Below are 23,618 nucleotides of genomic sequence, written 5' to 3'. Positions count from 1 at the left end.
CACTATAAAAAGAAAAAAAAATGTTTAGTAAATTTATACACAGACCGGTTTTTGCGATTGTAATTTCGGTCATAATTCTTTTCGTAGGTTCATTGGCCATCAAACAATTGCCGATTTCTCAGTTTCCGCAAATTGCACCTACAACTGTTAATATTTTCATCGCTTATCCAGGATCTAGTTCGGATGTATTGGTGAAATCTACCTTGATTACCTTGGAAAATGCCTTAAATGGTGTTCAGGATATGCGTTATATTGCTACCGATGCTACCAGTGCCGGTGAAGCTACTGTAAGGATTATTTTCGAACCAGGAACAGATCCCAGTGAGGCCGTAGTACGGGTAAAAACCAGGGTCGACCAGGTTATGCCTTTATTACCCGAATTAGTTCAGCGTGAAGGGGTTATTATTACCCCAATTCAGCCGAGTATGTTAATGTACGTTAACTTGTATTCGAAAAACAAAAGCATGGATGAAAAATTCCTTTTCAACTATGCGAGTGTGAGCATGATTCCAGAAATCAACCGTATTAAAGGGGTAGCAAGAACACAAATTTTAGGAAGTAGAACGTATGCTATGCGTGTATGGCTGAAACCTGATCGTATGCGTGCGTATAATATTTCTGTTGAAGAAGTAATGGATGCTTTGAAAGGTCAAAGTTTCGTAGGACGTCCAGGGCGTATCGGACAAAGTTCGGGTATTGCCGCGCAATCTTTAGAATATGTACTTACTTATAAAGGTCGTTACAACAAGCCTGAAGAGTATGAAAAAGTAATTATCCGCGCAAATGCAAATGGTGAAAGTATTCATCTTAAAGACATTGCAAATGTTGAGCTTGGAAGTGAATTTTTTGACATCTATTCGAACTTAGACGGACACCCTTCTGCAGCTATCGTATTGAAACAAAACTATGGAAGTAACGCTAGTGATGTAATTGCCGAAGTGAAAGCCAAGCTGGAAGATATGAAGGCTACTTTCCCTCCGGGAATGGACTATAAAATCAGTTATGACGTTTCTAAATTCCTTGATGCTTCTATTGAACAGGTAATTGATACTTTACGCGATGCTTTTATATTGGTAGCATTAGTGGTATTTATTTTCTTAGGGGACTGGAGATCAACGTTAATTCCAATTTTAGCAGTACCTGTATCTTTAATTGGTGCCTTTTTTGTGATTCAGTTTTTCGGATTGTCAATTAACTTGGTAACCTTATTTGCATTGGTATTAGCTATTGGTATTGTGGTCGATGACGCCATCGTTGTTGTGGAAGCCGTTCATGCCAAGTTTGATGAAGAACCCAACATAACGCCTTATATGGCTGTTAAAAAGGTATTGGGTGAAATTACAGGAGCGGTTATTGCAATTACAGCGGTAATGGTATCGGTATTCTTACCAATTTCATTCTTATCAGGTCCGGTAGGAACATTCTACCGTCAGTTTTCAATTACCATGGCGAGTTCTATTGTGATTTCGGCTCTAATTGCACTTACATTGACTCCGGTTCTTTGTGCAATGTTGCTTAAAAATCACCATACACATCATAAGAGTGAGAATATTTTAACCAAAGCTTTAGACAAGTTTAATTTTGCTTTTGATAAGTTAACAGGAAGATATACAGCTTTATTAAAAGCAATTGTTAATAGAAGAGTATTAACCTTTGGAATTCTAGGGGCTTTCTGTGTGGGTATATACTTTGCTAATAAAGTTGTTCCTTCAGGATTCATTCCGAGTGAAGACCAAGGTACTATTTATGCGATTATTCAAACACCTCCAGGTTCTACCTTAGAGAAAACCAATGAGGTATCACAAAGACTTCAAAAAATTTGTGAAGAAGTAGACGGTGTAGAATCTGTTTCTTCATTGGCAGGATATGAAATCATGACTGAAGGTAGGGGATCAAATGCGGGTACGTGTTTGATTAACTTAAAAGAATGGTCTGAACGTGATCATACTGTTAAGGAAGTTATGGAAGAATTGGAAGAAAAAACTAGAGGTCTTGGAGCTACTATTGAGTTCTTCGAACCACCAGCCATTCCAGGATTTGGTTCTGCCGGTGGATTTACCATGCGTTTGTTAGATAAGAATACTGATACAGATTATCAGGAATTCGACAAAATAAACAAACAATTCATGGCTGATTTAGGCAAAAGAAAAGAGCTGACAGGTTTGTTTACGTTCTTTGCTGCAAATTACCCTCAGTATGAGTTAGAATTTGATTCTGATTTAGCCATGCAGAAAGGTGTTGATCCTGGTAAAGCCATGGACAACCTAAATATCTTAATCGGAAGTACATACGAACAAGGTTTTATTAAATTCAACCGATTCTTCAAAGTTTACGTTCAATCAGATCCTAAATACAGAAGATTGCCTTCGGATATCTTAAATCTGTTTGTTAAAAACGAACATGGCGAAATGGTTCCGTATTCGGCTTTCATGAAATTGATAAAAGGACAAGGACCCAACGAGCTTACACGTTATAATATGTATAATTCGGCGGCTATTCAAGGATTACCAGCTAAAGGGTTTACCAATGCTGAAGCTATCAAAGTGATTAAAGAAGTGGCCGAGAAAACCTTACCAAAAGGATACGATATTGCTTGGGAAGGTCTTTCGTACGACGAGGCTAAACGTGGAAACGAATCGATATACATTTTCGGAATCGTATTGTTTTTCGTGTATTTAGTATTAGCGGCACAGTATGAAAGTTTCATTATTCCTTTATCGGTAATTTTATCGTTGCCAGTTGGGGTATTTGGTTCATTCATTCTATTGAAAGTAATGGGAGTAGAAAACGATATTTATGCTCAAATCGGACTTATCATGCTGGTCGGACTACTCGGTAAAAATGCCGTATTGATTGTTGAGTTTGCCATCCAGAAGCATCACGAAGGTATGTCGGTACTCGATGCGGCTATTGAAGGAGCTAAAGTACGTTTCCGTCCTATCTTGATGACTTCATTTGCTTTTATTGCGGGATTAATTCCGTTGGTAAGTGCCCATGGTGCAGGAGCTATCGGTAACAGAACTATTGGTGCATCAGCGCTAGGAGGAATGCTTTTCGGAACCATCTTCGGGGTAATTATTGTACCTGGATTATATTATATTTTTGGTTCCTTAGCAGAAGGTAGAAAACTTATTAAAAACGAAGAAGATAGTTCGTTGTCGGATGTTTTTGTTCAACAAATTGATAATTTCGAATTAACTCATGAAAATGATGAAAATGAAGAAAACTAATAATTATAAATACAAGGTAGCCGCGTTCGTATTACTTGCTTTAGCGAGCTGTAAAACACCTGGATTGGTTCAAAAAGAGGCTAATACCTCGCTTCCGGAGAAATATACAACTTCTACCGATACCACTAATACGGCTAATGTTAAGTGGAAGGATTATTTCATGGATGCCGATTTAAAAACCTTAATTGATGAAGCTCTTAAAAACAATCAGGAGCTAAACATTACAATGCAGGAAATTGAAATTGCTAAAAATGAAATTAGAGCTCGTAAAGGAGAATATTTACCTTTTGTTGGTTTAAGAGGTGGAGCCGGTGTAGAAAAAGTAGGACGTTATACCAGCAAAGGTGCTAACGACGCAACTACAGAAATTAAACCGGGTAAAGAAATGCCGGAGCCATTGCAGGATTATATGATTGGAGCCTACGCTAACTGGGAAGTTGACGTATGGGGAAAATTACGTAATGCAAAAAAAGCGGCAGTTAGTAGATATCTATCAACTGTTGAAGGTAAAAACTTCATGATAACTAACCTTGTTGCAGAAATTGCAGATTCGTATTATGAATTATTAGCTTTAGACAATCAGTTGGATATTGTTAATAAAAACATCGAAATCCAAAGCAATGCATTTGAGATTGTAAAACTACAAAAGCAAGCTGCTAGAGTAACCGAATTGGCTGTCAAAAGGTTTCATGCGCAATTGTTGAATACACAGAGTATGCAAAATAGCATTATGCAGCAAATTACTGAAACCGAAAATAGAATTAACTTTTTGGTAGGACGTTTGCCTCAGCATATTCAAAGAAATTCAGAATCGTTTGCTACAATAGTTCCTAGTGAAGTTTATAGTGGTATTCCGTCTCAATTGTTAGCGAATAGACCTGATATTAAACAAGCTGAACTGGAATTGGCTGCTGCAAAATTAGATGTAAAATCTGCTAGAGCTCGTTTTTATCCTTCGTTAGGGATTTCTGCAGGAATTGGTTTTCAGGCTTTTAATCCATCATATTTGTTAACATCGCCTGAGTCTTTATTGTATTCAATTGCAGGGGACATTGCAGCACCGTTAATCAATAGAAATGCGATTAAAGCAACCTATTATAATGCTAATGCAAAGCAAATTCAAGCAGTTTATAATTATGAAAAAACAATCATAAACGCCTATATGGAAGTTGCTAATCAATTGGCTAAAATTGATAACACTAAGAAAACCTACGAGTTTAAAGCGCAACAGGTTGATGCTTTAAATCAGTCGGTTACTATTTCAAACGATTTGTTTAAATCGGCTAGAGCAGACTACATGGAAGTGTTAATGACACAACGTGATGCTTTAGAATCTAAATTCGATTTAATTGAAACTAAAATGCAACAAATTAATGCTATGGTAAATATTTACAGAGCATTAGGAGGTGGCTGGAAATAATTTGAGTTAATTATTCATTATGAAAAACCCATTTTGCAAGCTTGTAAAATGGGTTTTTCTTTTTCTTTTTTTCATATTATAAATAATGCCGAATACGTATATTTGTATCCTTTTAGAAAATAAACGAAAATTATAGCATATGTCTGATGATAAGAAAGTGATATTTTCCATGTCACGCGTGAGTAAAACCTACTCATCAACAAACAAACAGGTATTGAAAGATATTTACCTAAGTTTCTTCTACGGTGCCAAAATTGGTATCTTAGGTTTGAACGGATCGGGTAAGTCATCGTTATTAAAAATCATCGCTGGAGTTGATAAAAACTATCAAGGAGATGTTGTTTTTGCACCAGGCTATACCGTTGGTTATTTGGAGCAAGAGCCGCAATTAGATGAAAATAAAACGGTTATCGAAGTAGTTCGTGAAGGAGTAGCTGAAACTATGGCTATTTTAGATGAATTCAATAAGATAAATGATATGTTCGGCCTTCCGGAAGTATATGAAGATGCCGATAAAATGCAAAAGTTAATGGATCGTCAAGCCGATTTGCAAGATAAAATTGATGCTGCTGGGGCTTGGGAAATCGATACCAAATTAGAAATTGCAATGGATGCTTTACGTTGTCCTGATGCAGATACACCAATTAAAGTGTTGTCTGGAGGAGAGCGTCGTCGTGTAGCATTGTGTCGTTTATTATTACAACAACCAGATGTATTGTTATTAGATGAGCCTACCAACCACTTAGATGCAGAATCGGTTCATTGGTTAGAACAACATTTGCAACAATATCAAGGAACTATTATTGCAGTAACGCACGACCGTTATTTCTTGGATAATGTGGCGGGTTGGATTCTTGAATTAGACCGAGGAGAAGGTATTCCATGGAAAGGGAACTACTCATCTTGGCTTGATCAAAAATCTAAACGTATGGAGCAAGAAGAAAAAGTTGCTTCTAAACGTCGTAAAACATTAGAGCGTGAGTTGGATTGGGTTAGACAAGGCGCAAAAGGCCGTCAAACCAAACAAAAAGCACGTTTGCAAAACTACGATAGACTATTAAACGAAGATCAAAAAGAACTTGACGAAAAATTAGAGCTATATATTCCTAATGGCCCACGTTTAGGTACTAATGTAATTGATGCTAAAAGTGTTGCTAAGGCTTATGGCGATAAGGTTTTATACGACGATTTGAACTTTACATTACCACAAGCAGGAATTGTTGGAATTATCGGACCAAACGGTGCCGGTAAAACTACAATTTTCAAAATGATTATGGATGAGCTGAAACCGGATAGTGGAGAGTTTACAACCGGAGACACAGTTAAAATTGCTTATGTAGATCAAACGCATTCAAATATTGATCCGAATAAATCCATTTGGGAGAACTTTTGTGATGGTCAAGAATTAATTATGATGGGAGGCCGTCAGGTAAATTCAAGAGCTTACTTATCTCGTTTTAATTTTGGAGGAAGCGATCAGAATAAAAAAGTATCTACTTTATCGGGTGGTGAACGTAACCGTTTGCACTTGGCAATGACATTAAAAGAAGAAGGAAATGTATTGTTGTTAGATGAGCCAACCAACGATTTAGATATTAATACGCTTCGAGCTTTAGAAGAAGGTTTAGAAAATTTTGCAGGATGTGCAGTGGTTATTTCTCACGACCGTTGGTTCTTGGATAGAATCTGTACGCATATTTTGGCTTTTGAGGGAGACTCTCAAGTTTATTTCTTTGAAGGTGGATTTTCAGACTATGAAGAAAACAGAAAAAAACGTCTTGGTGACGTTGCTCCAACGCGATTGAAATACAAGAAGTTAATACGATAATTTTTAAAAAGTCCCAATCGGGACTTTTTTTTGTTAAATACTTGATAATAAAATAATTTGTCAAGATTTTTTGTACATTAGGATACTCAAAAATGAGATATTTTTTACTAAATGAAATTCAACTTTGTTACGTATATAATCATACTTTTAAGTTGCTCATTTAATTCGTTTTCACAGCCTAAAAACAACATATCTAAAGCCAAGATTGCCGAAGATATTACGAAAGCGAAAATAGAATTAGCGAACTTAGATTGTGAAAAATCATTGCGATTGGCCCAAAAGGCTTTATCCGATTCGTATGCGTTGAACGATGACGAACTCATTGCCAAATCCTATAATGTTATTGGTTCTAATTTTTTAGAATTTGCTGATACTCAAAAAGCCAAGCTGTATTATTTCAAAGCTTTAAAATTTGCAAATAATACGAATAATGATACGATTAAGGATTGGATTTACAATAATATTGGTGCTGTTTACGCGTATTATGAAAACGATGTAGACAAAGGTATTGAATACTACAAAAAAGGCTTGTATTATACCGAAAAAACTAAGAACCCCGTTCAAATCACCTATAATGCATTAAACATTTCGGGCGCTTATATAGATGCTGAAAACTATGAGCTAGCTATTCCGTTTCTTAAAAAAGCGGAAAAATACATGGAAATGCATGATGAAATTGAAGCACGAATTACCTACCATTCTCAGATGGGTACCTACTACGAACATCTTAAAAATGATGAGCAGGCTCAATGGCATTTTGAAAAAGCGATTTCCTTTGGTAAAAAAGCACAACTTAATTTAATCAGCTCGTATTTAGCTGAAGTATATTTGGATTATTCCGATTTTTTTCTGAATAAAAAAGATTATACTAACGCTTACAATTACTTAAAGTTGCATGACGACCTTCGTAAAAAGATTTATAACTCCGAACGTTCTGAAAAAGTTAGGACTTTTGAAAATAAATTTGAAATTGAAGAATACAAAAGGCAAATAGACAAAGTTGAGTCGGAAAACGATAAGTATATTAAATCGTTGCAAAAATCGAAAATGATTGCCATTTTGTTTCTTGCATTGCTCTTAGTGCTTTCACTTTTTGTGTACACACTTTACAAAAACTACAAACGCAGAATTAAAATTAACGAACAGCTAAAACTTGCTAACGAAGAGCTGTATGCCGCTAAAGTAAAAGCTGAAGAAGCATCAAGGCTTAAAGAACAGTTTATTTCAACAGTTAGTCATGAACTTCGTACACCCTTGTATGGAGTGGTTGGAATTACAGATTTAATTACTGACGAGCATAAAGAACTAAGAGATAGTAAGTATATCAAATCCTTACGTTTTTCTGCAAAGTATTTATTATCGTTAGTTAATGATATTCTGCAGGTTTATAAAATTGAAGAGAAGAAAATTATATTAGAAAACGCTGTTTTTAATTTACCAGACGAATTAAAATCTATTGTAGAAAGCGTTCAGTTTTTGGCAGTAAAAAATAATAATATTCTAAAACTCGAACTTGATCCAAATATCCCCGAATTTCTTATAGGCGATAAGGTTCGATTATCACAGATTTTTATGAACTTGATAACCAATTCATTGAAATTCACCGATAATGGAGTAGTTCGTGTTTTGGCAAATCAGGTTCGATTTGAATCGCATTATAGCTTTATCGAATTTAAAGTTATCGATAATGGTATCGGAATTAAAAAAGAAGATCAAGAAAAGATTTTTGAGAAATTTGTTCAGTTGGAGCGCCGTTCCGATGATTATCAAGGTACAGGTCTGGGACTACCAATTGTAAAGCAATTAATTGAAATTTTTGGCGGACATATTGAAATTGAGAGTGAAGAAAATGTAGGTACAACCATGAGTTTTACACTGGCTTTCGATACCAACGAAGAAAAAAGAAGGGAAATGTTGCTGAATATGGAAGTAGATTTTTCGGAAGAGAAAATCTATAAAATATTAATTGTTGAAGACAATAAAATCAATCAGATTGTTACTAAGAAAATCTTAGATGTTAAACATTTTGAGAGTAAAATTGCCGACGATGGTTACCAAGCCGTTGAATTGTTAGAAAAAGAAATATTCGACATTATTTTAATGGATATAAATATGCCTAAGATAGATGGTTTTGATACTTCCAGACTCATTAGAAGCAAAGGAATTGAAACACCAATTATTGCATTAACAGCTTTTGACCGTCATGAAATTCTTGAAAAAGCTACTGAAAGCGGTATGAGTGAAGTAATTGTTAAACCTTTTGATCCTGCACAGTTGTATAAAAAAATAATAGCTTTAAGTGCTCGAGATTCCGATGTAGAACCACAGGACTAATCGATTACCATTATAGCGCCTAAACCAAATTGTTTCCCGTTATAGTAAGGCACCATACCAACCGATTTGTTGCTTTTAGAAGCGCTTCCAAAGAATGTTTGTTCAATAATTGGAAAGAACCAATACGCAATTTTGGTACTTAAAATACCAATTCCTGCACCCGCAACCACATCAGTAAGCCAATGTCTGTTGTTTAACATACGATAAATACCAGTACCCGAAGCGACTAAATAACCTCCAATACCATAAAAAACAGATTGATCTTTGTATTCTTGCCATAAAAATTCTGCACCCATAAATGCTGTTGCAGTATGTCCTGATGGAAATGAATTCAATGAGCTTCCGTCTGGACGTTCTACTTTTGTAGAATATTTTAAAGCATTTACACTTGCTCCCATAACCAAATAGGAGGTTCCTAATAATATAGTTCTGTCTTTAAAATTGTGTTTCCCTTTTACACCAAATGCATTCAATGCATAAACCGAAACGGCTGGAGCATATTGCGAAAAGTCATCAATACTTACTTTCTCATCTATATGTTCAGAAACTTCAGTTCTAATTTGTGAATTTAATCCTAATAGTTCGTGATTGTCTAAAGCTATCAATCCATAGCCTATCATTACTGTTGGAATTATAAGTTGCTTGTACTTAAATTTTAAATTATTGTCTTTCGGCAAAGTAATATCCGCTTTAACCGTATCAGTTACTACTTCAACCTGACTAAAACAAGTCGAAATAGCTAGTATAATTAGAAAAAAAGCCGCTTTAAATTTCATATTTTAATACCAACGTTTTTTATTTTTTTTGGATGTATCCGATTTTCTTGAATTTTTAGAAGTGTTAGATTTACCCCCAGTATTTTTCTTTTTATTTCTTAAATCCGGTTTAGCATCTTTTTTTTCAGATTCACCTTCTTTCCAAGGAAATGGATGATCCGAAACGATTTTTATTTTTTGACGAATTAGCTTTTCAATATCCTGCCAATATTTTTTTTCGTCTTTTCCACAAAATGAAATAGCCAATCCCGAATTTCCTGCACGCCCAGTTCTTCCAATTCGGTGCACATAGGTTTCAGGAATATTTGGTAAATCGAAGTTAATCACATAGGGAAGAAGCTCAATGTCAATACCACGAGCAGCAATATCTGTAGCAACTAAAACAGAAGTTTCTTTATCTTTAAAGCTTTCTAACACCCGTTGTCTTGCCGATTGTGATTTATCTCCGTGAATGGCTTCAGCGTTGATATTTTGTTTTTTAAGGGCTTTAACTACATTGTCGGCACCATGTTTTGTTCGAACAAAAACCAGAATATTTTCTAATTTATCATTTTCGATAATATGATATAAAAGTTTTCGTTTGTCTTCTTTTTCAACAAAATAAACTTTCTGATTTACTTTTTCGGCAGTACTCGAAATAGGTGTTACCGAAATGTATTTTGGACGAATTAAAAAACTGTCGGCAAGTTCACGTATTTCCAATGGCATTGTAGCCGAAAATAAAAGGGTTTGTCTGTTTTCTGGAGTAAGCTTAATGATTTTCTTTACATCATTAATAAAACCCATATCCAGCATTAAATCGGCTTCGTCTAATACCAAGTGGTGTAGATGATTCAAATCGATAAAACCTTGTTTGTGTAAGTCCAGCAAACGTCCTGGCGTTGCAACCAATACATCAACACCTTGTTTTAATTCGTTTACTTGTGGAACCTGATTTACTCCTCCAAAAATCACTAAAGGCTTTACAGCGGTGTATTTACCATAGGTTTCAAAACTTTCACCTACTTGAATTGCTAATTCGCGTGTTGGAGTGATAACCAAAGTTCGAATGTGTTTTACTTTTTTGGGTGAACCTACAATTCTATGCAAGTAATTTAAAATAGGAATGGCAAATGCAGCTGTTTTACCAGTACCGGTTTGAGCACAGCCAACCAAGTCAAAGCCATCTAGAACGGCTGGTATAGCTTGTTCTTGAATAGGAGTAGGGTTAGTATAGCCTTCTTCTGTAATGGCTTCTTGTATATTTCGGTGTAAGTTTAAATCGCTAAAATTCATAAAAAAACGACAGTGTTTATATACTGTCGTTACAAAAGTAGTTTAAAAATATGGGATTACGAATTTACACCGATTTTGCCTTCATGAAATCGGTTATTAAATAGGCAATAAGTTTTCCAACCAAATGACTGTTTTTTTCGAATGCCAAATCTGGTGCTCCTTCACAAATATGCATATATGATGCATTCGGTTTTTTTCCGAAGAAATAGATAAACTGACGGAGTTGTTCGGTAGAAAATCCTGTCATAGTCATCGCACTACTAGGCATGTTTGGTATTGCGTCCAAATCAATTTCAATTCCAAATGGATCTTGGGTAATATGATTTTCGGCAACGATTAATTCATCAGAGAATTTTTTTTCGCCACGAACAGCTATTTGTTCATAAGTGTTATATTTTACTCGATCTTCCGTTTTTTTAATGCTTTCTAAAATGCCTTTAGTTGTATAGTTTTCATGCATTCCGAAAATAAAATATTTCTTAAGGAACCCTTCTTCATAGGCATACGAAAAACCATTTCCGCTGTGTCTTCCTTCAAGAGGTCTGAAATCGGTATGAGCATCAAAATTAATTGCGTTAACGGCTTTCCCTTTTGCTAGTGCTAAGCCTTTAATATTTCCGTACGCGTTATTATGTCCGCCACCAATGATAATTGGTGTTTTTTTAGCTTTAATTATTTGACAGACAATATGAGAAACTTCTTTATCAATTTTTTCCACCAGTTTAAAAAAGACTTTTTTATCTTCTTTGTTTGCCGGATTTAGATTTTGGATGGATGCCATTTCTTCGGAAAAATCAATTTCACCCAAAATGAGTAATTTGTTTCCTTTACAAAATCTGTTATGCTGTATGTTGACCATACTTTTTAAGGTGTTATTCCAAGCCGAAGCAGTACCAGGACGGCCCAAGTTGGCTCGAACACCAATATCTTCCGGAATACCCAGCAAAACAAATTCTGCATCGCTGCTTTCTAAAAATTCAAGGGTTTCCATTCCTTTTGGAACAGTTTGAATGCGCTCGCCAAATTTTACTTCTCCACTTCTATGACTGGTTATTTTAGCTAAATCATTTAAAGTAAACCGGATAAGTTTTTCCATATATGTTGTATAAAGTAGTAACCAAAAATACTATTTTCCGTAAAACTTTCGTTATTGTTTTTTGGGTTTGAGCTAAAAAAATTATATTTGAAAAAAATCTAAATATTATGGAAAACCAAAAAAGTAATTCAACCTTAAAAGCAATTGTTGTAGTTCTTTCTTTATTATTATTAGGAAGTTTGGGCTATATGTACAAAATGAGTACTGATAATCAGGCTTCTGAAACAAAATTAGTGTCAGAAAAAGAAAAATTAAGTGAAGAATTACAAGCATCAATTGCCAAATACGATGAAGCAATTGCTGAAAACACATCGCTTTCGGGTGAATTATCTGCAGAAAGAGAAAAGTTGGTTCAACTACAAGCAGAATTAGAAAAATCTAAAGGAGATGTAGCTGCAATGGCTAGATTTAAAAACGATTACCTTCGTTTAAAACGTGAAATGGACAATTTAATGAAGGAAAACGATGCTTTGAAAAAACAAAATGTAGTTTTAACAACGCAACGTGACAGTACACAAGTTGTTTTAGAAGATACTAGAAAAGTTAGAGATACTTTAATCGCTCAAAAAGAAGATTTAGTTAAAACCGTAGAAAAAGGATCTAAACTTTCAGTTTTAAACTTGCAAACTACTGCAGTAAAACAAAGAAGTTCTGGAAAACAAATTGATACTGACAAAGCGAGTAGAGCAGATGTGTTAAAAATTAGCTTTATGATTGCTGAAAATCAAATTGCTAAATCTGGAGATAAAACATATTATGTTCAGGTTATTGATGCAAAAAGCAATGTATTAGGTGATAAAAAGACTGAAATTTTTGGTGACAAAACGCTTACGTATAGTTTTACTAAAACAGTTAAGTACGAAAACAAAACTGTAAAAGTTGAGCAAGATTTACCAGTTAAAGATATTGAAGGAGGTTCGTACTTTGTAAATATTTTCGACAAAGGTGAATTAGTATCTAAAACTTCATTTACATTACGATAAGATATTATAATTGCATAAAAAAAGTCCCATAATTGGGACTTTTTTTATGCAATTAATTTACCGTTTATAATCACATGTTCAATTAAATTACTGCCAAAAGCATACGGCAGTTGATAATACGATGTAATTGGTTTTGTTATTATTATGTTGGCCGATTTTCCTTTGGTAATACTTCCATGCGTGTTTGAAATTCCCATAGCATAAGCACCGTTAATAGTTGCTGCATTAATAGCTTCTTCTGGTGTCATTTTCATTTTAATGCAAGCCGTTGCCACAACAAAATTCATATTTCCAGAAGGTGTAGTTCCAGGATTGAAATCGGTAGCTAACGCTAAAGGCAATCCGGCTTCCATCATTTTTCTGGCCGGTGTATACGGAATGCTTATAAAATAGGAACAGCTTGGTAAGGCAACTGGCATTGTTACACTTCCTTTTAAAACCTCAATATCTTCATCGGTAACAATTTCCAAATGATCTACAGAAAGTGCTCCGTGTTTTACACAGGCTTCAATTCCGTTAATTGCAGTAAACTGATTTACATGAATTTTTGGTATCAAACCATACTTTTTACCGGCTTCCATAATTTGTTCGGTTTCTTCCACAGAAAAATAACCAGTTTCTAAAAAAGCATCAATGTAATCGGCTAGATTTTCTGCTGCTATTTTCGGAAGCATTTCGTTTATAATTAAATCAATATATGCCGAATGGTTTTCTTTATATTCACTAGGAAATGCATGTGCTCCCAAAAAAGTAGCTTTAATTTTAATGGGATAATTTTCGGCTAATTTTTTTATAACTCGAAGCATTTTTAATTCACCGTCAACGGTTAAACCATAACCAGATTTTATTTCTACAGCGCCAGTTCCTTGGTGCATAACTTCTTCTAAACGAGCCTTAGATTGCTGGTATATTTCTTCTTCGGTTGCTTCGTTTAGTTTTTTAGCAGAATTTAGAATTCCACCGCCGCGATTTGCAATTTCTTCATAGCTTAAACCATTAATTCGATCTACAAATTCCTGAACTCGGTTACCGGCATATACAATATGAGTGTGACTATCAACCCAAGTTGGCAAAACAACACTTCCTGTAGCATCAATAATAGTATCGAAAGTGTCATTCGGACAATTATTCATTGATCCAAAATCGGTAATTATTTCATTTTCAATAACTAAAAATGCATCATCAATTTTTGGTAAAACAGCCATATCAGAACCACATACTTTTTCAATGTTCATTTCGCGAACTTGTAGTAGTTCTTTTATGTTTTTAATAAGGGTTTTCATTACTTGAAATTTTATGTAAAAGTAAAATGGAAATTCAAAAACTCCTATCTTTATGACAAATTATTGCGTTTTGAGAAAAATAAAATTTAAAAAAGGTCGTAAAGAACAATCGAACGTTCATGAATATACTGGAATATACAACACAGAGGCAGTTCAAATGCAGTTGTTTGTTTACGACGAGAACAAATACGAAGAATACAAAGATGTTTCTATAGAAAAGATTGAAGCCGAATTACACAATTCTAATAATAATAACAGAATTAAATGGCTTAACATTCATGGGTTGCATGATATTCAATTGGTTGAGAAAATTGGAGCTATTATTCAAGCCGAACCTTATATTATTGGTGATATTCTTAATACTTCCAGACGTTCTAAAATGGAAGAACTTCATGAAATGTTATTTTTCAGTATTAAATCTATATTGCCTGAAGAAGATTTAAACGCTATACGAATTGAACAAATCAGTTTTATTTTAAAAGATAATCTTATTGTTTCATTTCAGGAAAAACGCAGTGATTTTTTCACGCATATACGCGAAAGAATTCGTTCTAATACCGGTATTGTTTGCCGAAAGAAAAACGATTTTTTATTGTACTTGCTGTTGGATGCGGTAATGGAAAACTTTTACATTACCATTGAAGATTATGAAGACCGAATCGAATCATTATTAATCGAATCTAAAACAAACCACCACCAATCAGTTTTGGTAAAAATTGAAAACAATCGAGAAAATCTTAATTTCTTAAAAAGATCTATTATTCCACTTCGAGATGCTTTGTTTAGTTTGAAAAGTTTTCAGGACGACGACGATTTTAATGAAATTGAACCCGCAAATTATACTTTTTTTACTCGTCTTCATCAAAAATGTTTGGAGCTTTTGGAGCAAATTGATTACGATTTAAATTCACTTGAAAGTGCTTCTCATTTTCATTTTTCTGCACAAAGTCAGCGAATGAATGAGATTATGAAAACGCTTACTGTGGTTTCGGTCGTTTTTATTCCGTTAACATTCGTAGTAGGGGTTTATGGTATGAATTTCGATAATATGCCAGAACTGCATTGGAAATACGGATATTATGAAGTAATTGCCGGTATGGCTTTTCTGGTAATAGCCATGGTTATTTATTTTAAGAAGAAAAAATGGTTTTAATATGAAAACATTTGTAAGCTCAATTTCAGGGAAAGAATTTCCAATGTCGGATTGTATTTATGCCAAATCAATTCGTAAAAGTATTTTCGATAGTATTAAAAGCGAGCATCCCGAATTTGATGGAAATAGTTTACTATCGATTAGTGAGTTGAATTATTTTAGAGAAAAATATATTTCAAGTTTTTTGTTGAAAGATTCCTCTGAATTAAATGAGCTTGAAAAAACGGTAATCAATTCATTAAAGAACAAACAATCGCTTTTTTCTAAAATTGAAGACGATGCAACGCAATACACACTGGGTCAACGCATTGCTGATAAAGTAGCCGAATTTGGAGGAAGTTGGACATTTATACTTTCTTTTTTGTTGTTTCTTATTTTATGGATTGCTGCCAATACTTTTATATTACTGAATAAAGGTTTCGATCCTTATCCATTTATACTGTTAAATTTAATTTTATCTTGTATTGCTGCATTACAGGCTCCTGTCATTATGATGAGTCAGAATCGCCAAGAAGAAAAAGACCGTGAGCGTGCCAAAAACGACTATATGATTAATTTGAAATCGGAGTTAGAAATACGCATGCTTCATGAAAAAATTGATCATTTAATCATGCATCAGGAACAATCGCTTATTGAGTTACAAAAAGTTCAAATAGATATGATGAACGACATTATCAGTAGGATTGAAAGTAAATAATTGAATTCCAATTCCTTGATTTATGGAGCTCATCCTTACACACCTTTTACTTTTTTCAATTGCTTTTTTTGCAATTTATATCGGTTTTAAATCAATGGTAAAGCATTTGAAAAAAACGCAGAAGTACAGCTTTGATAAAAGGAAAGTAACCATTTGCATAGGAATGATTTTACTATCACTTTTTGTAATGTTATGCGGCTTATATTTAGTTTACACAGAAGTGGACAGTTTCATTCAGGTTAATAGTGTTTAATTAAGTCTGTCTGTAACAATAGCTAAGTTTAGTACCGGTGAGATGTTATACCATATCTTCCGGTTTTACCCACGCATCGAAATCTTCTGCTGAAACATAACCCAAACGAATGGCTTCTTCTTTTAATGAAGTTCCGTTTTTATGAGCAGCCTGTGCAATTTCCGCCGCTTTATAGTAACCAATTTTAGTATTCAGAGCCGTAACCAACATTAACGAATTGTTTACCAATTCGGTTATTCGTTTGTAATTTGGTTCAATACCTTGGGCACAATGTTCGTTAAAAGAAAAACAAGCATCACCTAATAATCTTGCCGATTGTAAAAAATTAGCTGCAATTAAGGGCTTGAAAACATTCAATTCGTAATGCCCTTGTGTTGCACCAATTGTTATGGCAACATCATTTCCCATAACTTGAGCACAAACCATAGTTAATGCTTCACATTGTGTTGGATTTACTTTTCCGGGCATGATAGAAGAACCCGGTTCGTTTTCGGGAATGAATATTTCACCAATACCGCTTCTAGGTCCGGAAGCCATCATTCGGATATCATTTGCAATTTTATTAAGAGAAACGGCTAGCTGTTTTAAAGCCCCGTGAGTTTCAACAAGTGCATCGTGGGCTGCCAATGCTTCAAACTTGTTTTCAGCGGTTTTAAACGGAAGATTGGTAAATTTCGCTATGTATCCTGCAACTTTTATATCATAACCTTTTGGGGCATTTAAACCTGTCCCGACGGCGGTTCCTCCCAATGCTAATTCAGACAAGTGTGGTAGAGTATTTTTTAAAGCAAGTAATCCGTGATTTAATTGCGAAACATAGCCTGAAATTTCCTGACCAAGTGTAATAGGGGTAGCGTCCATTAAATGTGTTCTCCCTATTTTCACGACATCTTTAAAAGCTTCAGATTTTTGTTGTAATGTGTCTCGAAGTTTTTCAATACCCGGAATAGTAACATCAACAATCATTTTATATGCCGCAATATGCATAGCAGTAGGGAAGGTGTCATTAGATGATTGTGATTTATTTACATCGTCATTGGCTTTAATAAACGATTCTTCACCAATTTTTCTTCCAGATAAAACCTGCGAGCGATTGGCTATTACTTCGTTAACATTCATATTGCTTTGAGTTCCGGAACCCGTTTGCCATATTACTAACGGAAATTGATCGTTTAATTGTCCGTTTATTATTTCATCGCACACTTCGCTGATGCTGTTTCTTTTTTCTTCAGACAAAACACCTAAATCAGTATTTGTAAAAGCCGCGGCTTTTTTTAGGTAGGCGAATGCTTCAATAATTTCAAACGGCATAGAAGCAGTTTCACCAATTTTAAAATTGTTTCTAGATCTTTCAGTTTGTGCACCCCAGTATTTATCTGCTGGCACTTTAACTTCTCCCAAAGTGTCTTTCTCGATACGAAAATCCATTACTCGCTTATTTTTCTTAAAGTTAGCGAATATGAGCGAATTGAATTGTATTGTTAAAATAAATTTAAGATAAGTATTGTCGAAGCAGAATTTTCCCCGTATATTTGGCCTGAATTCATAAAATTCCGGAAAACATGTTTGAATTTCAACAGTATTTAGGCTTTTTACTTTTCTTAGGAATCTTCTTAACCGGATTCTGGTTAATGATTTTCCTTATCAACTTCGTATTTTACTGGGTTGGTGGAGCTCTTTGGGAAAGATTCAAAGAGAGAAGAGCAGAAAAAGCTGCAAAACAAGCATAAGTATATGTTAGTTTTACAATAAAAAAGTCCCGATATCGGGACTTTTTTTTATGCTTATATTTTATTAACCACCCATGTACTCATCTTGGCCACCATCACCTTGCGATTTATTCATTCGTTCTTTTTCCGATTTTTTCATATTGAAACGGTAGGTAAATGATAAGTTGATTTGTCTTTGTCTCCATTGCATTTCACTATGACTAATAACTTGTGGAAGATTACTGTCTGTTATTCTTTTTCTAGAGTTGAACACATCGTTAACGTTTAAAGCTAATGTAGCTTTATCTTTTAATAAATCTTTACTGAAAGCTAAATTAGCCGAAAGTATACCTTCGCTTTTTCCTTGTGCATTTTTTTGAGGTGCATTGTAGGTTGCGTTGGTTTGCCAATCGATATTAAGCGGCAATGTTAGTTTAGAACTAACTCTTGCAAACCAAGAAACGGCAGTATTGTCAAAATTTTGTACAACAATATCGTTTTGATAATTCGTGTACGTATAATCACCTTGTGTTTGATTTCTAAAGAAGTTGAAATTACCATTTAGCTTCCATTTTTTAATAGGAGTATAGTTTAGTGTAAATTCAAATCCTGTACGGTATTCGGTAGCTAAGTTAATTGGGGTACTCTCAATAACCGGGATTCCATTAACAAACGTTCCAGATTCCCTTTGAACAAACTGAAAGGAATTGGTTGTTCTGTTGAAATAAGCCGATGTGTTAAACGTTAATTTACTCCATTGTTTCATGAAGCCTAAGTCGAATGCATCAGTATAAGCCGGATTTAAGTCTGGGTTTCCTCTAAAATAATTCAGATTACTTGAATAGTTTGTAAACGGATTTAAAAATCGTCCTCTAGGTCGGTTTAAACGTTTGCTATAATTAATACTAACACTGCTTTTATCGGTTATTTCGTAAGTTAAAAAAGCACTAGGGAAGAAATTATTATAATGTTTATGGTTGTAATCGCTAGTTTCTAATAGATTTACATCGATATTAGAATCTTCGAAACGCATACCAAGCATATAGCTAAACTTACCAACTTTGCTCCCGTATTGTGTGTAAAAAGCATTAATGTGTTCTTTATATTGTAAGCTGTTTGTAAAATCAGGATTGATTGTTCCTACATTGGTAACAGGATCTATGTTTTCTTCTACTTTATAATCGGTTAATGTTTCAGAAAAATCGCCTTTATAACCTGCTTCAAACTGACCTTTTCCTATTGGTAAAACGTAATCGGTTTTAAATAAACTTCGGGTTTGAGTTTGGTTGTTTAAGGTTCCTGTTGTTGCAGATGTTGTTCCTAACGAAGAAGATTCTGTAATAGTAGACAAGTCATCGTCATAACTTTTTGATAAACCAAAATCGGCAGTTAATTGATGTCCATCTTTCTTGAATTTTTTAGTTAGGTTAGAAGAATAATTGATATTCTTCATTTTGGTTGTTTGATTGTTGAAACGGTTTTTAATTTCCATTAAACTACGATTCGCATCATAATTGTAGAAATTTACATTTTCTGGATTTCCACCCGAATTGTCTGAAAAAGATAGACTGTTGGTCCAAGAAGTAGATTTGTCTAAAAATAATTCAATTCCAAAATTTCCATTTTTCCCTTCACGCTGTCTTTCATTTTTTCGAAACTCATCAATGAAAGTAGGGGAACCCGGTTGCGGATTAACATATTGTGAATATCTTTTTGTGTTTCCAGGGCTTTCGCTATTGTTGTATCCTATGCTACTGAAAAAATTGAAGTTCTCACCTCTAAAGTTAACATTACCGTTAAGATTATTGTTTTTGTAATATCCAGTTGTACCAGTTACGCTACCGTTTAAACCTTGAGCTTTACCTTTTTTAAGAACGATGTTCACAATACCGCCACCACCTTCAGCATCATAACGCGCTGATGGGTTTGTAATTACTTCAACTTTTTCTACCGAATCAGCTGGTAATTGTTTTAAGGCTTGAGCAATGTTAACACCAATCATTCCTGATGGTTTTCCGTTAATCAATATTCTTACATTGTCGTTTCCTCGCAAGCTAACATTTCCATCGGCATCTACAGAAACTGAAGGGACATTGTCTAAAACATCACTAGCTGTTCCACCTTTTACGGTCATGTCTTTGCTTACATTATATACTTTTTTATCAAGTTTAATTTCTACAGTTGGTTTTTCGACCGAAATAACAACTTCATCAAGTTGTTTGGTATCTGGTGTAACATTGATAGTTCCTAAATCGGTGTTTTGAGTTACGGCTTTGTCTTTAATTTCTACCGTTTTAAATCCTAAAAATTCCACTTTCATGTAGTAAGTACCTGCAGGAATATCAAAGGAGAATTCACCTTTTGCATTGGTCATTCCACCAGAAACAATACCTGGGTTTTTAGTGTTTTGTGCATATATACTTGCGTACTCTAAAGGTAAATTGTTGGCTTTTTCTACAACTTTACCAGTTACCGTTACTTTATTCGCTTGAGGTCTAGATTGGGCAAAAGAAATCAGTGAGCTGAAAAATAAAAGACCAAAGAAAATATTTTTTAAATTTTTCATGAGTGATAATTAATTTCACAATTGGACTGCAAAAGTAAGTAGGGGTTTAAGAGTGAAATCACAAATGTTTGTTAAATCAAAAGCATACTAATTCTAAATAATATCTAGTATTTTTTCTGTGGGTCTTCCAATAACTGCTTTTCTCCCGTTGATGATAATTGGACGTTCAATTAGAATAGGATTTTTTTGCATAATCATTATTAACTCATCATCGGTATACTCATTGCCTTGAAATTTTTCTTTCCAAAGAGGTTCTTTTGTTCGGATAAGCTCTATTGGTTTGATTTTTAATTTCTTAAGTATCGAAGTTAATTCTCGCTTGGTAATTTTTTCATCCAAATACTTAAACGTTTCAAAAGCAATTCCTTTTTCTTCTAAAAGACAAACACCTTCTCTGGATTTACTACATTTTGGATTATGATAGATTGTAATCATTTTAGTTTATTTTTTTGCAAAAATAAGTTTATAGTTTAAAAATGCAGTATTTTCGATGTATCAAATTAATCGATTATAAAGATGAAGTTTATAGAACAAATAAAAACCAAAAATTACAATTACACGCTCAACTTAGTTTTGTATCTTCTTGTGTTTGTTGGGTTTTCGGGGTTAATGCTTGTTAATTATATTATGACTTTAGGTGTTGATACCGAAGACATTATGCATCAAACCATTGCACAATGGGGAAGTAATCTAACTTTTGTAATTATGATTCTTCCGTTGGCTTTAATGTTATTGGGATTGCTTTTTTGGGTTAAAGTACCACACAATCAAAGTATTAGAAGTTTAACTACAGGTAGAAAAAAAGTAGATTGGAGTAGAATTTTATTTTCATTTGTATTGTGGGGTTCAATAACCGCTTTATTGACTGTTATTGCTTATTTTGCTGCTCCTGAAAATTTTGTGGTAACCTTCGAACCTAAATCTTTTTTTACATTTTTAATCCTGGCTCTACTATTGATTCCGATGCAGACTAGTTTTGAAGAATATTTGTTTCGAGGTTATTTAATGCAGGGTATCGGAATATTTTCAAACAACAAATTGCTACCGTTTGTTACTACGTCGGTTTTATTCGGATTAATGCATATTGCCAATCCAGAAGTAGGAAAAATGGGAATGATTATTATGATCTATTATATTGGGACAGGCTTTTTTTTAGGACTAATTACATTAATGGATGATGGATTAGAACTTGCTTTAGGGTTTCATGCTGCAAACAATTTAATTGGCGCGCTCTTAGTTACTGCAGATTGGACCGCTTTTCAAACCAATTCGGTATTAAAAGATATATCTGAACCAACTACCGGTTTCGATGTGCTCATACCAGTATTTGTTATGTTTCCAATACTTATTTTTATTTACGCTAAAAAATACAAATGGACCAATTGGAAAGAAAAGCTAACCGGTAAATTACATTTTGATTCAGATAACCAATTTGATATTGATGAAAGTGTTTGATTTTGAAATACATCCGTTGTTTGAATTAAATGGGATTCGGTATTCTAAAAAACAATTACTGGTTTTTGCATTACCGCTTCTTAATGATGAGGAAGAATATAAAGTTGATTTTGCAAAATTTATAATCGATTGGTTCAATACAAATGAAGTCGTTACATTATCCACTTCAGGAACCACAGGAAGTCCAAAAGAAATTTCCATTTCAAAAAGCGCTATGATTGCTTCTGCAAAGGCTACTATTCAGTATTTTAATATTTCAGAAGGCAGTCTAGCACTGCACTGTCTTCCTACTAAATTTATTGCAGGAAAAATGATGCTTGTTAGGGCATTATTAGGTGGTTGGAAACTTGATTGGGTTAAACCCGAAGGAAATCCGTTATTAGGAAATACAAAAAACTACAATTTTGCCGCGATGGTGCCTTTACAGGTTGAATACGCATTTGAATCGTTGCATCAAATCGATACGATTATTATTGGTGGTGCGAAATTAAATTCTGTTTTAGCTGAAAAACTTAAGGGAATAAAATCTCATGTTTATGAAACATACGGCATGACAGAAACCATTACACATATTGCAGCTAAACAAGTTGGAGAAACTGCTTTTACGGTCTTACCGGGTATAGAAATAACTTCAGATTCCAGAAATTGTTTGGTAATTAATGCTCCACGATTATCGGTTGAAAAAATTATAACAAACGATGTAGTTTCACTTCAAGGGAATAAACAATTTATTTGGTTAGGACGATTTGATAATGTGATAAATAGTGGTGGAATAAAACTATTTCCGGAACGAATAGAGGATAAGCTGTCATCAAAATTTAACCAACGTTTTTTTGTGTGTGGAATTCCAGACACAGTTTTAGGTGAAAAGTTGATATTGGTTATAGAAGGTGAACCCATCACTTTAAACGAATCGGTTTTTGATGGTTTGGATAAATTTGAAAAACCTAAAGAAGTTATTTTTGTTTCGAAGTTTATTGAAACGGAGACGGGTAAAATAAAACGACTTGAATCTTTTTCATAAAAAAACCACAAAGCGCCCTTGATGTTCACATCGCCCTAATGACGAAGGTTATAGCGTTCTTTGTGGTTATGATTAGAAAAAAGTTGTTTTCTACTGTTGCATTTTGAAATAATAATCAGCCGAGTGTTTTCCACTTCCGTAAAACAGGAAGAAGATACACGCAATTAATGTGATGGATGAAAGAACAAAATTTGTTCCAACAAAATTTCCAATAAAATTTACTGCTACCGCACCTATGAGTATGGGAAGTTGTGCCACAATAGACCATCTTGTTAGTAACCCAAAAGCAATCATTAGTCCGCCCATCATATGTGCAGCAGCAATGTAATGTATTAACAACATTTCACTTCCGAAACTTTGCATCTGACTCAAAATTTCATGTAGATAATGTCTGTTTGTTATAAACGATATTCCTTTTAAAATTAAAAAAATTCCAAGTGCAATCCGTAATATATCTAGCGGATAGCTGGTGTGAGCGTTAGCCCATTTGTTAAGGTTTTTTACAGTATCCATAGCGTTGTCGATTTGATTTGAAT

At 34.1% G+C, this 23,618-nt stretch carries 18 protein-coding genes; 10 read left to right on the top strand and 8 right to left on the bottom strand.

Going from position 1 to position 23,618, the window contains the following annotated elements; translation table 11 throughout:
* The first annotated feature begins 20 nt into the window (after positions 1–20).
* The 4 genes from ACZ1JT_RS00535 to ACZ1JT_RS00520 all read left to right on the top strand — a co-directional run bounded on the left by ACZ1JT_RS00535 (position 21) and on the right by ACZ1JT_RS00520 (position 8,812).
* A complete protein-coding gene (locus ACZ1JT_RS00535; protein WP_465094225.1) occupies positions 21–3,230 on the top strand; it encodes an efflux RND transporter permease subunit in 3,210 nt (1,069 codons plus the stop codon).
* The gene (locus tag ACZ1JT_RS00530; protein ID WP_465094224.1) at positions 3,217–4,650 is read left to right on the top strand and encodes a TolC family protein; all 1,434 of its coding nucleotides are present in this window, start codon (positions 3,217–3,219) and stop codon (positions 4,648–4,650) included. Before ACZ1JT_RS00535 ends, ACZ1JT_RS00530 begins: the two co-directional genes overlap by 14 nt.
* Positions 4,651–4,789: 139 nt before the next feature.
* Positions 4,790–6,478 carry an energy-dependent translational throttle protein EttA gene (gene ettA / locus ACZ1JT_RS00525; RefSeq protein WP_465094223.1) on the top strand — a complete coding sequence of 563 codons (1,689 nt, stop codon included), beginning with the start codon at positions 4,790–4,792 and terminating at the stop codon, positions 6,476–6,478.
* Between the two features lie 111 nt (positions 6,479–6,589).
* The gene (locus tag ACZ1JT_RS00520) at positions 6,590–8,812 is read left to right on the top strand and encodes a response regulator (RefSeq protein ID WP_465094222.1); all 2,223 of its coding nucleotides are present in this window, start codon (positions 6,590–6,592) and stop codon (positions 8,810–8,812) included.
* Here the strand turns inward: ACZ1JT_RS00520 and ACZ1JT_RS00515 are convergent.
* From ACZ1JT_RS00515 to ACZ1JT_RS00505, 3 genes are all read right to left on the bottom strand, one after another.
* Complete coding sequence (locus ACZ1JT_RS00515; RefSeq protein ID WP_465094221.1) at positions 8,809–9,588, bottom strand: phosphatase PAP2 family protein; 780 nt, start codon at positions 9,586–9,588, stop codon at positions 8,809–8,811. The two genes, ACZ1JT_RS00520 and ACZ1JT_RS00515, sit on opposite strands and share 4 nt — an antisense overlap.
* A 3-nt stretch (positions 9,589–9,591) precedes the next feature.
* Positions 9,592–10,863 (bottom strand): DEAD/DEAH box helicase, encoded by a 1,272-nt coding sequence (locus tag ACZ1JT_RS00510; protein WP_465094220.1) that lies wholly within the window; start codon positions 10,861–10,863, stop codon positions 9,592–9,594.
* A 64-nt stretch (positions 10,864–10,927) separates the two neighbouring features.
* Complete coding sequence (locus ACZ1JT_RS00505) at positions 10,928–11,959, bottom strand: formimidoylglutamase (protein WP_465094219.1); 1,032 nt, start codon at positions 11,957–11,959, stop codon at positions 10,928–10,930.
* 107 nt (positions 11,960–12,066) lie between these two features.
* Here ACZ1JT_RS00505 and ACZ1JT_RS00500 point away from each other — a divergent pair, with 107 nt between their 5' ends.
* Entirely contained in the window at positions 12,067–12,942 is an 876-nt protein-coding gene (locus ACZ1JT_RS00500) for a coiled-coil domain-containing protein (RefSeq protein ID WP_465094218.1), read from the top strand.
* Between the two features lie 44 nt (positions 12,943–12,986).
* Here the strand turns inward: ACZ1JT_RS00500 and hutI are convergent, their stop codons facing one another.
* Complete coding sequence (gene hutI / locus ACZ1JT_RS00495) at positions 12,987–14,225, bottom strand: imidazolonepropionase (protein WP_465094217.1); 1,239 nt, start codon at positions 14,223–14,225, stop codon at positions 12,987–12,989.
* A gap of 70 nt (positions 14,226–14,295) precedes the next feature.
* Here hutI and corA point away from each other — a divergent pair, with 70 nt between their 5' ends.
* Together corA and ACZ1JT_RS00485 are read left to right on the top strand one after the other, a co-directional pair.
* Positions 14,296–15,378 carry a magnesium/cobalt transporter CorA gene (gene corA, locus ACZ1JT_RS00490; RefSeq protein WP_465094216.1) on the top strand — a complete coding sequence of 361 codons (1,083 nt, stop codon included), beginning with the start codon at positions 14,296–14,298 and terminating at the stop codon, positions 15,376–15,378.
* Between the two features lies 1 nt (position 15,379).
* Entirely contained in the window at positions 15,380–16,075 is a 696-nt protein-coding gene (locus ACZ1JT_RS00485; protein ID WP_465094215.1) for a DUF1003 domain-containing protein, read from the top strand.
* Between the two features lie 298 nt (positions 16,076–16,373).
* Here ACZ1JT_RS00485 and fumC read toward each other — a convergent pair whose 3' ends face one another.
* Positions 16,374–17,756 carry a class II fumarate hydratase gene (gene fumC, locus ACZ1JT_RS00480; RefSeq protein ID WP_465094214.1) on the bottom strand — a complete coding sequence of 461 codons (1,383 nt, stop codon included), beginning with the start codon at positions 17,754–17,756 and terminating at the stop codon, positions 16,374–16,376.
* Positions 17,757–17,890: 134 nt separating this feature from the next.
* On the opposite strand from fumC, the gene ACZ1JT_RS00475 reads away from it, so the two are divergent.
* Positions 17,891–18,058: a hypothetical protein gene (locus ACZ1JT_RS00475; RefSeq protein WP_465094213.1), complete on the top strand. Its 168-nt coding sequence runs from the start codon at positions 17,891–17,893 to the stop codon at positions 18,056–18,058.
* A 64-nt stretch (positions 18,059–18,122) separates the two neighbouring features.
* Here ACZ1JT_RS00475 and ACZ1JT_RS00470 read toward each other — a convergent pair whose 3' ends face one another.
* Both ACZ1JT_RS00470 and arsC read right to left on the bottom strand, forming a co-directional pair.
* Positions 18,123–20,603, bottom strand: a complete 2,481-nt coding sequence (locus tag ACZ1JT_RS00470) for a TonB-dependent receptor (RefSeq protein WP_465094212.1) — start codon at positions 20,601–20,603, stop codon at positions 18,123–18,125.
* A 93-nt stretch (positions 20,604–20,696) separates the two neighbouring features.
* Positions 20,697–21,038, bottom strand: a complete 342-nt coding sequence (arsC, locus tag ACZ1JT_RS00465; RefSeq protein WP_465094211.1) for an arsenate reductase (glutaredoxin) — start codon at positions 21,036–21,038, stop codon at positions 20,697–20,699.
* 81 nt (positions 21,039–21,119) lie between these two features.
* On the opposite strand from arsC, the gene ACZ1JT_RS00460 reads away from it, so the two are divergent.
* Together ACZ1JT_RS00460 and ACZ1JT_RS00455 are read left to right on the top strand one after the other, a co-directional pair.
* Positions 21,120–22,058, top strand: coding sequence for a lysostaphin resistance A-like protein (locus tag ACZ1JT_RS00460; protein ID WP_465094210.1), 939 nt, complete (start codon positions 21,120–21,122; stop codon positions 22,056–22,058).
* A complete protein-coding gene (locus ACZ1JT_RS00455) occupies positions 22,045–23,082 on the top strand; it encodes an AMP-binding protein (protein ID WP_465094209.1) in 1,038 nt (345 codons plus the stop codon). The genes ACZ1JT_RS00460 and ACZ1JT_RS00455 overlap by 14 nt, the downstream gene beginning before the upstream one ends.
* Positions 23,083–23,172: 90 nt before the next feature.
* Here ACZ1JT_RS00455 and ACZ1JT_RS00450 read toward each other — a convergent pair whose 3' ends face one another.
* Positions 23,173–23,595 (bottom strand): DoxX family protein, encoded by a 423-nt coding sequence (locus ACZ1JT_RS00450; RefSeq protein ID WP_465094208.1) that lies wholly within the window; start codon positions 23,593–23,595, stop codon positions 23,173–23,175.
* Between the last annotated feature and the right edge of the window lie 23 nt (positions 23,596–23,618).

The sequence above is a fragment of the Flavobacterium sp. IC2-16 genome (assembly GCF_055521455.1).
Note: the sequence above shows the minus strand (reverse complement) of the source record. Positions and strands in the feature narration are given on the sequence as shown.

What these genes read in the sequence shown, in the direction of transcription:
- ACZ1JT_RS00535 (WP_465094225.1), top strand. Translation starts at nt 21, where the DNA reads ATGTTTAGTAAATTTATACACAGACCGGTTTTTGCGATTGTAATTTCG.
- ACZ1JT_RS00530 (WP_465094224.1), top strand. Translation starts at nt 3,217, where the DNA reads ATGAAGAAAACTAATAATTATAAATACAAGGTAGCCGCGTTCGTATTA.
- ettA (WP_465094223.1), top strand. Translation starts at nt 4,790, where the DNA reads ATGTCTGATGATAAGAAAGTGATATTTTCCATGTCACGCGTGAGTAAA.
- ACZ1JT_RS00520 (WP_465094222.1), top strand. Translation starts at nt 6,590, where the DNA reads ATGAAATTCAACTTTGTTACGTATATAATCATACTTTTAAGTTGCTCA.
- ACZ1JT_RS00515 (WP_465094221.1), bottom strand. Translation starts at nt 9,588, where the DNA reads ATGAAATTTAAAGCGGCTTTTTTTCTAATTATACTAGCTATTTCGACT.
- ACZ1JT_RS00510 (WP_465094220.1), bottom strand. Translation starts at nt 10,863, where the DNA reads ATGAATTTTAGCGATTTAAACTTACACCGAAATATACAAGAAGCCATT.
- ACZ1JT_RS00505 (WP_465094219.1), bottom strand. Translation starts at nt 11,959, where the DNA reads ATGGAAAAACTTATCCGGTTTACTTTAAATGATTTAGCTAAAATAACC.
- ACZ1JT_RS00500 (WP_465094218.1), top strand. Translation starts at nt 12,067, where the DNA reads ATGGAAAACCAAAAAAGTAATTCAACCTTAAAAGCAATTGTTGTAGTT.
- hutI (WP_465094217.1), bottom strand. Translation starts at nt 14,225, where the DNA reads ATGAAAACCCTTATTAAAAACATAAAAGAACTACTACAAGTTCGCGAA.
- ACZ1JT_RS00485 (WP_465094215.1), top strand. Translation starts at nt 15,380, where the DNA reads ATGAAAACATTTGTAAGCTCAATTTCAGGGAAAGAATTTCCAATGTCG.
- fumC (WP_465094214.1), bottom strand. Translation starts at nt 17,756, where the DNA reads ATGGATTTTCGTATCGAGAAAGACACTTTGGGAGAAGTTAAAGTGCCA.
- ACZ1JT_RS00475 (WP_465094213.1), top strand. Translation starts at nt 17,891, where the DNA reads ATGTTTGAATTTCAACAGTATTTAGGCTTTTTACTTTTCTTAGGAATC.
- ACZ1JT_RS00470 (WP_465094212.1), bottom strand. Translation starts at nt 20,603, where the DNA reads ATGAAAAATTTAAAAAATATTTTCTTTGGTCTTTTATTTTTCAGCTCA.
- arsC (WP_465094211.1), bottom strand. Translation starts at nt 21,038, where the DNA reads ATGATTACAATCTATCATAATCCAAAATGTAGTAAATCCAGAGAAGGT.
- ACZ1JT_RS00460 (WP_465094210.1), top strand. Translation starts at nt 21,120, where the DNA reads ATGAAGTTTATAGAACAAATAAAAACCAAAAATTACAATTACACGCTC.
- ACZ1JT_RS00455 (WP_465094209.1), top strand. Translation starts at nt 22,045, where the DNA reads ATGAAAGTGTTTGATTTTGAAATACATCCGTTGTTTGAATTAAATGGG.
- ACZ1JT_RS00450 (WP_465094208.1), bottom strand. Translation starts at nt 23,595, where the DNA reads ATGGATACTGTAAAAAACCTTAACAAATGGGCTAACGCTCACACCAGC.